The organism is Reyranella sp. GW821-FHT14A01 (assembly GCF_058803965.1).
This window is the reverse complement of the sequence record NZ_JBXAPM010000006.1, coordinates 66,127-80,554: the sequence shown is the minus strand read 5'-3', so window position 1 is coordinate 80,554 and position 14,428 is coordinate 66,127. Positions and strand designations below refer to the sequence as shown.

Sequence of the window (14,428 nt, the reverse complement as noted above, 5' to 3'; positions counted from 1 at the left end):
GGACCCATGAAGCTCTATTCCGGTCCTCTCAGCATGTTCGGCGCCAAGGTCGAGATCGCCCTTCGCGAGAAGAACGTCCCGTTCGAACTCGAGATGGTGCCCTTCGAGATGAAGGCGCTCTATGAGCCGAAACATCCCGAGGTCGTGCGCATCAATCCCAAGCGACAAGTGCCGGTGCTGATCGACGGCGACCTGGAGCTGTTCGATTCGACGCAGATCTTCGAGTACCTGGAATCGCTCAAGCGCGATCCGGCGTTGTGGCCGTCGGAACCGCGGGCGCGCGCCTGGGCGCGGCTGCTGGAGCACAAGTCCGACGAGGTCTACTTCCCGCACATCGTCCGCCTGATGAGCGATCCCAAGGCGCCGGGCGCGCACGATGCCGCATCGCGTTTCTACGAGGAAATGGAGCGCACGATCGGCGGCCAGGAGTGGATCGCTGGCGCCTATTCCTATGTCGACATCGCCTTCTACATGGCGCAGCTCTTCGGCGAGCGGATGGGCGCGCCGGTTGCGCCGGGATTGACGCGGCTTCATGCTTGGCGGGATCGCATGAGTGAACGGCCGGCTGTGCGGCAGGTGGCCGGCGCGATGGGCCGCTATCTCCTGTCGATCGGGCGGACCCTGCCACCCTTCATGAGCAAGCTGGGGCTCTGATCATGACCAGAACCAAGATCCTGTTCCTGCCGGGCGCCGGCGGGTCGCCGCATTTCTGGAAGCCGGTCGCCACGGCCCTGCCGTCGGCCTGGCCGCAGGAGCATTTCGGCTGGCCCGGTCTTGGCGCGCAACCGCACGATCCTGCCATCCGCGGCCTTGACGACCTGAAGAAGCTGGTGACGGCGAAGATGGACGGTCCGGTCGATCTCGTCGCCCAATCGATGGGCGGCGTGCTGGCGGCGCAGATCGCCCTCGAGCATCCCGAGCTGGTGCGCCGGCTGGTCCTCTGCGTGACCTCGGGCGGCGTCGACATGGTGGGACTCGGGGCTTCCGACTGGCGCGCGGATTATCGCAAGTCGTTCCCGAAGGCGGTGGCGTGGATCACCGATGTGCGTGCTTCGGAAGCGCTGCCCGTCGAAAAGATCGCGGCCCCTACCTTGCTGATCTGGGGCGACAAGGACGCTGTGAGCCCGGTCGCGGTCGGAAAGCATCTCGCGTCACGCCTGCCGGACGCGCATCTGGAGGTCGTGCCCGGCGGCGACCACGACGTGGCCAGCACCCATGCCGACCACGTCGCGCGCCTGATCGCTCGGCACCTTTCCTAGAACACCCGTCGTCTCGACCGGAGCGCCGAAGGCGCGAAGCGGAGAGACCTTCTCTCCACTAAAAGCCGGCAATTCGTAGAGAAAAGGTCTCTCCACTCCGCCGAGCTGCGCTCGGCTCCGGTCGAGACGACGGATCATTTGTTGCTACGGCTTCACCGTCTTCTTCAGCACCGACTCGTAGACCTGCAGGATCGCCGAGCTGTCGTTGTTGCCGAGGCCCATGCGGCGGGCCATGCGCTGCAGGTTGTGCGTGGCCGAGCCCTGCGGCAGCGGCACGTCGAGTTCGTCGGCCAGTTCCATGGCGAGGTGCAGGTCCTTGTGCGCGAGGTTGAGCGCGAAGGAGGGCGGCGAGAACTTGCCGGACAGGGCACGCTCGGAGAAGGACTTGAAGACCGAGGAGTTGCCGCTGGAGCTGGCGATCACCTGGACGAGCTTCTGCGGATCGAGGCCGGCCGTGACGCCCAGCATCAGGCCCTCGGCGGCGGCGGCGGCGTTGCAGAAGGCCATCATGTTGTTCACCAGCTTGGCCACCGTGCCGGTGCCCAGCTCGCCCATGTGGATCACGTTGGCGCTGAACGACTGCAGCACGGGAAGCGCATCGTCGAACACCTTCTTGTCGCCGCCCACCATGATGGCGATGGTCGCGGCCTCGGCGCCGACCGTGCCACCGCTCACCGGCGCGTCGAGCATGGCGATGCCCTTGGCGGCCATGGCGGCGCCGATCTTCTTCACCATCGAGGGCGCGTTGGTGCTGAGGTCGATGTAGGTCTGGCCCTTGCTGGCGTTCGCCAGGATGCCGTTGTCGCCCAGGGTGACGGCTTCGACGTCACGCGGCATGGGCAGCGACGTCATGACGATGTCGGCGCCCTTGGTCACGTCGGCGATGGACTTGCCGGCCGTCGCGCCGAGATCGGTGCAGGTCTTCACCGCCTCAGGGTTCAGGTCGAACACCGTGACAGAGTGGTTGCTGCGCTTGATGAGGTTGCGGCACATGGGGCCGCCCATGTTGCCGACGCCGATATATCCAACTTTCAAGGTTCCCTCCTGGAATTAGTGTTGCCGGGACTATACGACAGAAACCCCGGTCCCTTGCTATAAGGACCTAAAGACCGGGAGGAACGACGCCTCATGGCGCGAAACAAGCTGCACCCAATCCCCCATCCGCCGCGCACGCCGCTGCTGGGCAACATGCTGACCGTCGACGGCGATGCCCCGATCCAGGACCTGATGCGGCTCTCGCGCGAGCAGGGCCCGATCTTCTGGCTGGACATGATGGGCACGCCGCTGGTGGTCGTGTCGGGCGCCGATCTGGTGGCCGAGCTGTGCGATGAGAAGCGGTTCGACAAGGCCGTCCGCGGCTCCCTGCGCCGCGTGCGCATGCTGGGCGGCGATGCGCTGTTCACCGCCGAGACGCAGGAGCCCAACTGGCAGAAGGCGCACAACATCCTGCTGCCGACCTTCGCGCACCGCATGATGCAGACCTACCACGAGGGCATGCTCGACATTGCCGACCAGCTCGTGACCAAGTGGGAGCGCTTGAACGCCGACGAGGAGATCGATGTGGTGCGGGACATGACCGCGCTGACGCTCGACACGATCGGCCTGTGCGGCTTCAACTACCGTTTCAATTCGTTCTACCGCTCCGACAACCATCCCTATGTCGAGTCGCTGGTCCGCGCGCTGGAAGCCGTGATGAAGATGCGCGGCCTGCCGCTGGAAGACATCACCCAGCGCAAGAGCCGCAAGAAGCTCGAGCAGGATGTCGGCTTCATGAACGGCATCGCCGACCGCATCATCAAGGAGCGGCGCGAAGTCCCGGCCGACGACACGGCCAAGCCCGACCTGCTGGGCTTCATGCTGAGCGGGCTCGACAAGCAGACCGGCGAGCGGCTCGACGACGTCAACATCCGCTATCAGATGAACACCTTTCTGATCGCCGGTCACGAGACCACGAGCGGGATGCTGTCCTTCGCCGTCTACTTCCTGCTGAACAATCCGCATGTGCTGCAGAAGGCCTACGAGGAGGTCGATCGAGTGCTGGGCCGCGACGTCAATGCGAAGCCCAGCGCTAACCAAGTCAACCAGCTCGTCTATATCGGCCAGATCCTGAAGGAGTCGCTCCGGCTGTGGCCGACCGCGCCGGCCTTCGGTCTATACCCGTACCAGAACGAGACGATCGGCGGGAAATACAAGCTCCGCAAGCGCACGTTCGTGACGGTGCTGACGGCGATGCTCCATCGCGACAAGTCGGTCTGGGGACCGCAGGCTGAGGTCTTCAATCCGGACAATTTCGCGCCCGAGCGCGAGGCGAAGATGCCGGCCTATGCCTACAAGCCGTTCGGCAACGGCCAGCGCGCCTGCATCGGCCGGCAGTTCGCCATGACCGAGGCGGCGCTGGTGCTTGGCATGATCCTGCAGCGCTTCCGCCTGGTCGATCACACGCGCTACCAGCTCAGGATCAAGGAGTCGCTCACCATCAAGCCGGAAGGGCTGGTGATGCGTGTCCGGCTGCGGCCCGACATCGTGCGCGGTAGCGGCCGGGTGGCTGTCGCAACGGCGCCGGCGCCGAGGAAGGCGGCACGCAAGGCGGCCGCGAGCCACGGCACCAGGCTCGCCGTCCTGTTCGGTTCCAACATGGGCACGGCCGAGGAACTCGCGCGCTCGATCGCGGAGGATGCGGAGGCGGCGGGCTTTGCCACGACCCTGGCCGGCCTCGACGACATGGCCGGCAAGCTGCCGACGGAAGGCGCCCTCGCCATTGTCTGCGCTTCCTACAATGGCGGACCGCCGGACAATGCCGTCCAGTTCCTGGCCGGCCTGAAGGAGGCCGCACCGGGCGCGCTCGAAGGCGTGCGCTACACCGTGTTCGGCTGCGGCAACCGTGACTGGGCCTCGACCTACCAGTCGATCCCGCGCCAGATCGACGAGCTGATGGCGGAGAAGGGCGCCGAGCGGATCTTCGCGCGCGGCGAGGGCGATGCGAAGGAGGACCTCGATGGCAACTTCCAGTCCTGGTACGAGCCGATGCTGCCGGCCGTGGCCGACAAGCTCGGTGTCAAGCTGGAAGCTGACAACGGTGCCGCCCAGGAACCGCTCTATCAGGTGCAGCCGGTCGACAAGCCGCCCGTCAATCCGATCATCGGCGGCAACGGCGCGCTGCCGATGCAGGTCCTGGCCAATCGCGAGCTGCAGAACCCGGAAACCTCGGGCCGTAGCACACGGCATATCGAGGTCCTGCTGCCCGATGGCGTGAGCTATCGCGCCGGCGATCATCTCAGCATCGTGCCGCAGAACGGCGCCGCCCTGATCGAGCGGGCGGTGCGGCGCTTTGGCTTCGCGCCCGGCGCGCATGTCGAGCTGGTCGCGGCCGAGGGACGGCGCGCCTCCCTGCCGACGGGCGAGGCCATCGCGGTCCATCGCCTGCTGGCCGACTATCTCGAGCTCCAGCTTCCCGCGACGCGCAAGCAGATCCAGGCGATGGCCCTGCACACGCGCTGTCCCTTCACGCGGCCCAAGCTCGAGGCGCTGTTGGAGGAGGAACGTTTCAGGGCGGAGATCCTGGCCAAGCGCAAGTCGGTGCTCGACCTCTTGGAGGAGTTCCCGGCCTGCGAATTGCCGTTCGCGGCCTTCCTCGAAATGATGCCGCTGATGGTGCCGCGCTATTACTCGATCTCGTCCTCGCCGGTTGCCGACGGCGCGCGCTGCTCGGTGACGGTCGCGGTGGTCGAGGGGCCGGCGCGGTCGGGCGCGGGCCTCTATCATGGCATCTGCTCCAACCATCTCGCGCGACAGGCGGCCGGATCGACGGTGCAGGCCTTCGTCAAGGAGACGAAGGTCGGCTTCCGGTTGCCGGTCGATCCGGCCGCACCCATCATCATGATCGGACCGGGTACCGGCCTCGCGCCGTTCCGCGGCTTCCTGCGCGAACGCGCGGCCTTGAAGGCGCAGAACCGCACCCTGGGACCGGCGATGCTGTTCTTCGGCTGCCGTCATCCCGATCAGGATTTCATCTATGCCGGCGAGCTCAAGGAACAGGCCGAAGCCGGCCTCGTTGACCTGCACGTCGCCTTCTCGCGCCACGACGGAAAGAAGACCTACGTGCAGGATCTCTTGAAGGACAATGCCGAGAAGGTAGCGGCCCTGATCGATCAGGGCGCTATCCTCTATGTCTGCGGCGACGGCGGACGCATGGAACCCGACGTGAAACGCGCGCTGATGGCCATCCATCGCGAGAAAACGGGCGCGGACAAAGCGGCGGGCGAGGCCTGGATGGGCGGGCTCGCCGCCGACAATCGCTACGTGCTGGACGTGTGGGCGAGCAGCTGACCCGCGACGCCGAGCGCGCGCGTTCGCTCAGGCGCGTCAAGCTCGCCGCGACCTTGCTGCTGGTCGCGACGGCGGCGCTGTTCATCGTGGCGCGGCACTACGAGCCGGTTCACTGGATCTGGGGTTATGTCGCGGCCTTCGCCGCGGCGGCCACGGTGGGCGGGCTGGCCGACTGGTACGCCATCGTCGCGCTGTTCCGCCGGCCTCTGGGACTGCCGATTCCGCACACCGCGATCGTGCCGCGCAACCATCATCGCATCGCCGAGAATCTCGGCGAGTTCATCGAGACGAACTTCCTGGCGCCCGAGCCGGTCGAAGCCCGCCTGCGCGAAGTCGACTTCGCCGCCCTCGTGGCCGAGTGGCTGAGCGATCGCGACCGCAGCGCCGCCCTCGCCGGATTCATGCTGCGGCTGGTGCCGCAAGCCCTCTCCGCGATCGAGCAGGGCGGCCTCAAGGGATTCCTCGGCCAGCGCGCGATGGCCGAGCTGCAGCGCATCGAACTCGCCCCGCTGGCGGAAGGCCTCCTCACCGCCGTCATGGAAAAGGGACGCCATCAGCGTCTGCTCGACGAACTGCTGGTCGCGCTGGAGAAGGTGCTGGCCAACGAGGAGACCCTTGCCGCCTTGCGCGAAAAAATCCGCGATGAGCTGCCGGTGCTGTTCAATCTCTACCGCGCCGACGCCTATCTGCTGCGCAAGATCGTCGCCTCGACCACCGCCTTCATCAAGGAAGCCCGCGCCGATGCCGATCATCCGCTGCGGCGGGAGTTCGACAGTTTTGTTGCAAATTTCATAGACCGTCTGCGCACGTCGAAGGCTTTTGCCCGGCGCGCCGAGCGCCTGAAGCGCGACCTGCTGGCGCGGCCGGAGGTCGCGACGATCGCGGAAGGGGCATGGGACAGCGTGCGCTCGTTCCTCGAACAGGACGCGCACGCCGAAAACAGCCAGGTGCGCGGGCAACTCGAGATCATGCTGGTCGATGTCGGCGGTCAGCTCGCAACCGATCCTGTGATACGTACAGAGATCAATCGCGGCATGGTGCGGGTCCTCGCAGATTTCGTGCAGAGTCAGAAGAGCGGCGTCGGCCGCTTCATCGCCGATCAGGTGAAGTCGTGGGACATCGACGTGCTGATCGGCCGCATCGAGCTGACGGTCGGACGCGACCTGCAATATATCCGTTTCAATGGTGCAATGATTGGTGGTGTCGCCGGTTTGGCCTTGCACGCGCTGGAACAGGGGTTGAAGCTGCGCCTGTAACCGACAGGAGGTTCCCATGGCCGATGCGACGCAGCCCTTCACCGATATGTTCAAGAAGTTCGGTGAGCAGCTGAAGGTGCCTGCCTTCGACATGTCGAAGATGATGGAGCACCACCAGAAGAATTTCGATGCGATGACGCGCTCGTGGCAGGCGATGGCCGGCGGTGCGAGCGAGATCGCGCAGAAGCAGAAGGAAATCTTCGAGGCCGCGATGAAGGACATGGCCGAGATGGCGCAGTCCTACAAGCCGGGCGGCAATCCGCAGGACGTGATGGCCAAGCAGGCCGAGTTCGCCAAGAAGGCGATGGACGCGGCGATCGCCAACACCAAGGACATCGCCGAGCTGGTGCAGAAGTCCAGCACCGAGGCCTTCAAGATCGTGCAGGACCGGATGAAGGAATCCTACGAAGAGATCCGCACCAGCGTCGAGAAGAAGTCGTAGAGCGTCTCAATTGGAGCGCGCCACTCCAGTGGCGCTCATGCCCTGCTGATCGACGAGCTTGAGCGCCACTGGAGTGGCGCACTCCATTGAGACGACGGGAATTAGTCCCGCCGCCAGTCCGGGAAGACGAGGCTCTTCCAGCCGGAGCGATCGAATTTCTTCCACTGGCTCTCGGGCTGGGCGAGACGATCGGCGACCGCATAGACGGCCGCCGGATGGTGGCCGAGGCCACAGTGGCTGCCATAGACCTCGATATTCTCGGCCTGTTCGCCCTCTTCGTTGAGGCAGGTCTGCCAGGCGCAGATGCCGTCCGTCCGGCTGAACACCGAGGTCGTCGGAACCGGCGGCGACGCGGCGAGCGCGCCGGCCATGTTGTGATCGCTATCCTCGACGCTCTGGCCCGACGCGAACTCATAGACGCGCCAGGCATTCGTCGCCTTGGGACTGCCGGCAAAGGGACTGCCGAGGCTGATCACCGTGCGCACCTTGTCGGGCACGAGCTTGGCGAGTTGGCGGGCATAGATGCCGCCGAGGCTCCAGCCCACCAGGCTGATCTTGCGATGGCCATAGCGCTCGTAGAGCTCTTCCAGGCGATCCAGCATGCCCGATTCGATGCCAGGCCGCAGGCCGAGATTGCGGCCCTGCTTCCAGCCATGCACGGCATAGCCTTGTGCCTTCAGGAAGGAACGCAGCGGCTGCGTCGAGAGATCGCCGGCCAGCAGGCCGGGCAGGACGAGGACCGGATGGCCGTCGCCACGCGGCGCGGCGGCAAGCCACGGTCGCAGCAACATGAAGGCACCAAGCTCCTGCAGGGCGCGTCCTTCGAGGAACAGAAGCGCCTTGGAGGGAGGACGCAGCGCTTCAGCGACAGCCGTCATTTTGGCTCCTTGTTCGGTGTCACAAGAGTCTCACATATCGGAAGGGCGCGGAAGGGTTTCAACCGGGCACGACCGCCTTCTTCAGCTCCTGCGTCGCCTCGACCAGGTAGTCACCGAGCACGGCGACGTCCGGAACCGCGCGCCGGTCGGCTGTGAGCCCGAAGTTGAGCGCATCCATGTAGCTCTGGACCGTGATGTTGAGCGCCGCGCCATGCGCGGGGATCGACACCGGATGCAGTGCCGTCACCCTGGCGCCGGCGCAGTAGAGCGGCATCGGCGGACCGGGCACGTTGGAGATGGTGACGTTCATCGGCATCGGCAGCTTGTCGGCGAGGCCGCTGCGTCCATAGACCAGCATCATGAGCTGCAGCAGGATCGGTGCGCCCACGAAGGCGAAATCCTGCGGGACGGCGTCCCGGAACGTGCCGGCGATCTGCTTGGACTCGGTCGAGGATTTGACGATCGCGCGCAGCCGTTCCGCCGGATCGGCGACGTCGGTGGCGAGCTGGCACAGCATGCCGAAGACCTGGTTGTTCTGCCGCGTATCGCCGGGCTCGCGCAGGCTGATCGGCACACCGGCGATCAGCGGCTTGTCGGGAAGCTGGCCCTTCTCCTGCAGGTACCGGCGCAGCGCGCCGCTGCACACGGCCATCACCACGTCGTTCAGCTTGGCGCCGCTTGCCTTGGCGATCGCCTTGGCGTCGCTCAAGGAGATCGTACGGGCGGCATAGCTGCGCTCGCGTGTGATCGTGGCATTGAACGGTGTCTTCGGCACATTGAGCGTCGGCAGCTGGCTGGCGAGGCTCTGCAGCGTGCCCAGCGCCTTGGGCACCTCGCCCGGCTTGCCGAGGAAGGCACTGGCCATTGAATTCATGATGTCGGGCGCGGCCTGCAGCATCTTCAACTGCTGGCGCATCATGTTGCCCATGATGTCGGCGATGCCCTTGATCGGATCGACCGCGGTGGGCGAGTTGGGCGCCGACGTCGTGCTCGCGGGCTTGGGCGGAGGCGGAGCCACGTCGCGCGGCGTTGCGCTCACATCGTAGAGCGCCTTGTTGATCGCCATGCCGGCACCGCCATCGATCGCGGCGTGATGGACCTTGGAATAGAGAACGCCCTGGCCGTTCGCGAGACCGGTGATGACATAGAACTGCCAGAGCGGCCGACTGCGATCGAGCGTGTTGGCGTGCAGCCGCGAGATCACTTCCTCGAGCTGGGCTTCGGTGCCGGGCGCGGGGAGTGCCGTCTCGCGCAGATGGTAGTCGAGATCCAGCGTGGTCTCGTCGACCCAGCCGGGATGGTCGAGATCGTAGAGCGACGGCGCGAGGCGCTTGGAGAAGATCGGGATCGTGTGCAGCCGGCTTTCGAAGAACTTCCGGAAGTGCCGGTAGAAGCTGCCCTCGAAGCCCTGGGGCAATTCGAAGTAGGTGAGACCCGCGACGTGCATCGGGGTCTCCGGCGTCTCCAGGTAGAGAAACGAGGCGTCGATTCCGGAAAGCTGCTGCAGGTCCATTGGCGTCCTCCCGAGGTCCGCCCGTTGTTCGTTATTGGACCGTTTGTCCTCCGCCAGGGTCCGGGAAGGCAAGAGGGTGTCGATGGGGTGCGTTTCTAAGATGTTGAATTACAATGATAATCTATTTTGTATATCGCAACGCACAAATTTATGTTGCATCGCACAATCGCAATCCCATATACGGCCCGTCGCCAGAGAGATTCACAACACCCAATTGCAGGAGTCCACACCATGACCACCCAGACCCCCGCCATCGACACCGTCATCGAGCACGCCAACGAGACCACCAAGGCCGCCGGCGAGCGCGTTCGTGAGTTCGCCCAGATCGGCGTCCGCAAGGCCACCGAGGGCTTCGACAAGATCAGCCAGGCCGCGCAGACCGCGTCGGAAGAGCTGAACACGCAGTACACGCAGGCTCGCGAGGGCGCCACGAAGGCCAGCCTGAAGATCCTCGACGTCGCCAAGGAAGACGCCGACGCCGGCTTCGCCGCGATGCGCGATTTCCTCGCCGCCAAGTCGCCGCTCGAGGCGTTCGACGTCTCGGCCAAGTACTGGCGCGGCCGCATCGAGACCCGCATAGCCCAAGCGCAGGACCTTGGCGCGTTCGTGCGCAAGACGGCCGACGAGGCCGTCCGCCCCGTCCAGGAGCGCATCGAGAAGTTCACGAAGACTGCGGCTTAAGACGCCACGCTCTTTTTCGATCGAAGGCCCGTCCGCGAGGACGGGCCTTTTTTCGTGAGCCGACGCTATAGTGGGTCCAACAAGGTTTCGGGAGGAACGACGTGGACCGCTTCTGGCTCAAGAGCTATCCGCCGGGCGTGCCGGCGGACATCGATCCATCGGCCTATGCCAGCGTGGTCTCCCTGTTTGAGGAAAGCTTCTCCAAGCATCGCGACAAGAAGGCCTATGTCTGCATGGACAAGGCGCTGACCTTCGGCGAGATCGATTCCCTGTCGACGGCGCTTGGGGCGTGGCTGCAGGGCAGGGGCCTGAAGCGCGGCGCGAGAGTCGCGATCATGATGCCGAACGTGCTGCAGTATCCGGTGGCGGTCGCCGCCGTGCTGCGCGCGGGCTTCATCGCCGTCAACGTCAACCCGCTCTACACGGCCCGCGAGCTGGAACATCAGCTGAAGGATTCCGGGGCCGAAGCGATCATCATCCTCGAGAACTTCGCGACGACGCTGCAGCACGTCATCGTGGAGACCGCAATCAGGCATGTCGTGGTCGCCTCGATGGGCGATCTGCTGGGCTTTCCCAAGGGCCTGATCGTCAACTTCGTCGTCCGCACCATGCGCAAGATGGTGCCGGACTGGTCGCTGCCGGGTCATGTGAAGTTCAACGATGCCGTGAGCGCGGGTCGTCGTCTGACGCTCGCCAAGCCGCAGCTCGGTCCCGACGATGTCGCGGTCCTTCAGTACACGGGCGGCACGACGGGCGTTTCGAAGGGCGCGACGCTGCTTCATCGCACCCTGGTCGCCAACCTGCTGGCCTCGGAAGCCTGGATGCAGCCCGGCCTCAAGCGCAGGAAGATCAGCGGCCAGACCACCATCGTCTGCGCCCTGCCGCTCTATCACGTGTTTGCGTTCGTCACCTGCGGCCTGCTCGGCCTGCGCACCGGCGCGCTCAACATCCTGATCCCCAATCCGCGCGATCTCGCCGGCACGATCAAGGATCTGGCCAAGCACAGAATCAACATCTTCCCGGCCGTGAACACGCTGTTCAACGGGCTTGCCAACAATGCCGCGTTTGCCAGGCTCGACTTTTCCGAGCTGGTGATCTCGAACGGCGGTGGCACGGCGGTACAGGAAGCCGTCGCGAAGAAATGGCTCGCCGTCACCGGCTGTCCGATCTGCGAAGGCTATGGCCTCAGCGAGACCTCGGCGGGCGTCACCTGCAATCCCACCGATTCGGAGGCCTACACGGGCACGATCGGCCTGCCGCTGCCCAACGTCGAGATCCGCATCCTCGACGATGCCGGCAAGGACGTGGCGCTGGGAGAACGGGGCGAGATCGCGATCCGTGGTCCGCAGGTCATGCGGGATTACTGGCAGCAGCCGGAGGAGACCGCGAAGGTCATGACGCCGGACGGCTTCTTCAAGTCGGGCGACATCGGCATCATGGATGCGCGCGGCTACACCAAGATCGTGGATCGCAAGAAGGACATGATCCTGGTCTCGGGCTTCAACGTCTATCCCAACGAGGTCGAGGAGGTCGTTGCGGCCCATCCCGGCGTGCTGGAATGCGCGGTGGTCGGCATTCCGGATGCCAACACCGGCGAGGCCGTCATGCTGTTCGTGGTGAAGAAGGATCCCAACCTCACCAGGGAAGCGCTGGCCGCCTACTGTCACGAGGAGCTGACCGGCTACAAGCGGCCGAAGTACATCGAGTTCCGGGCCGACCTGCCCAAGACCAATGTCGGCAAGATCCTTCGCCGCGAACTGCGGGACGGAGCGGTCAAGAAGGCGGCATAAATCGCGCAGGGAACCTGCAACCCTCGGGGCACGTTCCGGAGCCAGGAAATTCCCTGGAGGATCCCCTCATGAACGTCCCGAAGATTTTGGCCGTGACTGCCTTCGGCCTGTCCGCCGCCGCCTGCAGCAGCACGACCTACGAAACCCGCACGGCCAGCACTCCCTATGCCGTGACCACCTCCGAGCAGGCCTGCATGGACTATGGCTTCCGGCCGGGCACCGACAATTACAATCGCTGCGTCTCCCGCGAGGCGGCCGCCCGCGCCCAGGGCCGCGTCCCGGTTGGCTACACCGTCGCCAGCCTCGACGCCGATGCCCGAAACGCCTGCTATTCCTACGGTCTGACGCCGGGCAGCTCGATGTACGATCGCTGCGTGGGCCGTGAAATCGATGCCCGCCGCTACCGCGACCAGGCCTACGTGACCCCGGTTCCGGCGCCGGCCCCGGCCTATTCGACGACCACCTACTACACCACGCCGCCGGCCGCCCCGACCTATTACGGCCCTGCGACAACGGTTTCGACCACCACCTATGCCACTCCGCCGGTCGCCTACCAGCCCACCCCGCCGGCCGGCGTTGAGGCCTTCCGTGACGAGTATGGTTTCCGCTATGATGGGCAGGGAAACAGGCTCGACCGCAGCGGCAACATCATCAGCCCGCAGTCGACCGTACGATGAGGGGGTCTAATGGCTGCGAGACGTGTTTTGGCCGCGACGCTCGGCGTGTCGATGCTCGCTGCCTGCGATCCGCTGCCCCAGCCCCTTTACAGTGAGACCACGCCGCCGCCGGCCTATCGGGCCCAGCCGGGCGGCGTTCGCGTCGACAACGAAGGCTTCCAGCTCGATCCGGAAGGCTACCGGATCGCCAAGAGCGGCGAGCGTATCGGGATCATCGACGTGCCGGCCAAGACGGCGGGCGACAATTCCAATGCCGTCGCCGGTTACTACATCAGCAATACCGGCCAGAATGCCCCGGGCCGCGTGGCGTCGAGCGAAGGCGCCACGACCGGGGCGAACAGCATGAACCTGCCGACGCCGTCGCAGATGCCGCAGCAGGCGCCGATCACTCCGGCGCCGGCCAACGTGCCGCCGCCGGCCGGCTACCGCTGAGCACGGGTACACCTATTCGATCTTGATGCCGGCGGCCCGGATCACTGGCGCCCATTTCGCGATCTCGTCACGGATGAACTTCGCCGTGAGTTCGGGCGTGGTGTCGGTCGTCGGCACGGCCGCGATGTCCTCCAGGAACTTGATGGTGGCCGGATCCTTCATCATCCGGCGCGACGCCTGGTCGAGTACCTCGACCACGGGCTGCGGCACGTTGGCCGGGCCCAGGATCAGGTTGAACGTATAGGCCTCGTAGCCCTTCACGCCGGCCTCGATCATCGTCGGAACTTCCGGGGCGACCGGCGCGCGCTTGGAATAGGCATAGGCGAGGATGCGGACCTTGCCGGCCTTGTGGAGCGGCAGGGTCGTGCTGAAGGTCTCGAACATCCAGGCGGTCTGGCCGCCCATCATGTCCTGCAGCGCCGGCATCGAGCCCTTGTAGGGGATGTGCTCGACATCCATGCCGCCGACCTCGCGCTTGAAGTACTCGCCGGCGAGATTGATGATCGAGCCGGCACCCGAAGATCCGTAGGAATACTTGCCCGGATTCTTCTTCATCAGCTCGACGAGGCCCATCACCGTGTCGGGCATGTCCATGCGCGCGACCAGCACCAGTGGGTTGACGCAGATCGACGAGATCGGCGTGAAGTCCTTCACCGCATCGTAGGCCGGCTTGGCGAAGGCGGTCGGGTTGATGGCGTGGGTGGACGAGGGCGCGCAGAGCAGTGTGTAGCCGTCGGGCTTGGCGTTCTTCACGTCGACCGCGCCGATCGAGCCGGCGGCGCCGGCCTTGTTGTCGACGATGACCTGCTGGCCGAGGATCGTGGAGAGCTTCTCGGCGGCCATGCGGCCGATGATGTCGGTCGGCCCGGCCGGCGCGAAGGGAATGACGAAGCGGATCGTCTTGTCGGGATACTTGCCCTGGGCGCGGGCAAAGGACGGCGCAGCAAAAGCTGCGGCGCCCGCGACGATGAGGTAGCGGCGTTTCATCTTGTTGTTTCCTCCGTTGTTGCCTGCAGACTAGCCGAGCCGGCTTGACCCGCCAACGACCCGCGACCGGCTTCACGGGCGGGAAGCCTGGAAATCCTTGCCATGGGGCCTGAATTGCGCGGCAGGAACCCATCGTATAGATTGCCGCCATGTCGCACTTCTTTCTTCCCGGCGCGCGCATGGCGCG

13 protein-coding genes are annotated in these 14,428 nt (G+C 65.4%); 9 read left to right on the top strand and 4 right to left on the bottom strand.

Going from position 1 to position 14,428, the window contains the following annotated elements; genetic code table 11:
- The first annotated feature begins 6 nt into the window (after window positions 1-6).
- Complete coding sequence (locus AC1ROX_RS11670; protein ID WP_493125609.1) at window positions 7-654, top strand: glutathione S-transferase family protein; 648 nt, start codon at window positions 7-9, stop codon at window positions 652-654.
- A gap of 2 nt (window positions 655-656) precedes the next feature.
- Window positions 657-1,259 carry an alpha/beta fold hydrolase gene (locus AC1ROX_RS11665; RefSeq protein WP_493125608.1) on the top strand — a complete coding sequence of 201 codons (603 nt, stop codon included), beginning with the start codon at window positions 657-659 and terminating at the stop codon, window positions 1,257-1,259.
- A 144-nt stretch (window positions 1,260-1,403) separates the two neighbouring features.
- Here the strand turns inward: AC1ROX_RS11665 and AC1ROX_RS11660 are convergent, their stop codons facing one another.
- Window positions 1,404-2,294, bottom strand: a complete 891-nt coding sequence (locus AC1ROX_RS11660; protein ID WP_493125606.1) for an NAD(P)-dependent oxidoreductase — start codon at window positions 2,292-2,294, stop codon at window positions 1,404-1,406.
- 93 nt (window positions 2,295-2,387) lie between these two features.
- On the opposite strand from AC1ROX_RS11660, the gene AC1ROX_RS11655 reads away from it, so the two are divergent.
- From AC1ROX_RS11655 to AC1ROX_RS11645, 3 genes are read left to right on the top strand one after another with little or no spacing between them, the layout of a single operon-like run.
- Complete coding sequence (locus AC1ROX_RS11655) at window positions 2,388-5,585, top strand: bifunctional cytochrome P450/NADPH--P450 reductase (RefSeq protein ID WP_493125604.1); 3,198 nt, start codon at window positions 2,388-2,390, stop codon at window positions 5,583-5,585.
- Entirely contained in the window at window positions 5,570-6,841 is a 1,272-nt protein-coding gene (locus AC1ROX_RS11650; protein WP_493125602.1) for a DUF445 domain-containing protein, read from the top strand. Before AC1ROX_RS11655 ends, AC1ROX_RS11650 begins: the two co-directional genes overlap by 16 nt.
- A gap of 16 nt (window positions 6,842-6,857) precedes the next feature.
- Window positions 6,858-7,283, top strand: coding sequence for a phasin family protein (locus AC1ROX_RS11645; protein ID WP_493125600.1), 426 nt, complete (start codon window positions 6,858-6,860; stop codon window positions 7,281-7,283).
- Between the two features lie 101 nt (window positions 7,284-7,384).
- Here the strand turns inward: AC1ROX_RS11645 and AC1ROX_RS11640 are convergent, their stop codons facing one another.
- Complete coding sequence (locus tag AC1ROX_RS11640; RefSeq protein WP_493125598.1) at window positions 7,385-8,161, bottom strand: esterase/lipase family protein; 777 nt, start codon at window positions 8,159-8,161, stop codon at window positions 7,385-7,387.
- Between the two features lie 58 nt (window positions 8,162-8,219).
- Window positions 8,220-9,674 (bottom strand): WS/DGAT/MGAT family O-acyltransferase, encoded by a 1,455-nt coding sequence (locus tag AC1ROX_RS11635; protein WP_493125596.1) that lies wholly within the window; start codon window positions 9,672-9,674, stop codon window positions 8,220-8,222.
- Window positions 9,675-9,905: 231 nt separating this feature from the next.
- On the opposite strand from AC1ROX_RS11635, the gene AC1ROX_RS11630 reads away from it, so the two are divergent.
- From AC1ROX_RS11630 to AC1ROX_RS11615, 4 genes are all read left to right on the top strand, one after another.
- Window positions 9,906-10,355: a phasin family protein gene (locus tag AC1ROX_RS11630; protein ID WP_493125594.1), complete on the top strand. Its 450-nt coding sequence runs from the start codon at window positions 9,906-9,908 to the stop codon at window positions 10,353-10,355.
- Window positions 10,356-10,456: 101 nt separating this feature from the next.
- Window positions 10,457-12,145 carry a long-chain-fatty-acid--CoA ligase gene (locus AC1ROX_RS11625; RefSeq protein ID WP_493125592.1) on the top strand — a complete coding sequence of 563 codons (1,689 nt, stop codon included), beginning with the start codon at window positions 10,457-10,459 and terminating at the stop codon, window positions 12,143-12,145.
- 68 nt (window positions 12,146-12,213) lie between these two features.
- Window positions 12,214-12,822, top strand: coding sequence for a hypothetical protein (locus tag AC1ROX_RS11620; protein WP_493125590.1), 609 nt, complete (start codon window positions 12,214-12,216; stop codon window positions 12,820-12,822).
- A 9-nt stretch (window positions 12,823-12,831) separates the two neighbouring features.
- Window positions 12,832-13,254 (top strand): hypothetical protein, encoded by a 423-nt coding sequence (locus tag AC1ROX_RS11615; RefSeq protein WP_493125588.1) that lies wholly within the window; start codon window positions 12,832-12,834, stop codon window positions 13,252-13,254.
- Between the two features lie 12 nt (window positions 13,255-13,266).
- Here AC1ROX_RS11615 and AC1ROX_RS11610 read toward each other — a convergent pair whose 3' ends face one another.
- Complete coding sequence (locus AC1ROX_RS11610; RefSeq protein ID WP_493125586.1) at window positions 13,267-14,241, bottom strand: Bug family tripartite tricarboxylate transporter substrate binding protein; 975 nt, start codon at window positions 14,239-14,241, stop codon at window positions 13,267-13,269.
- Between the last annotated feature and the right edge of the window lie 187 nt (window positions 14,242-14,428).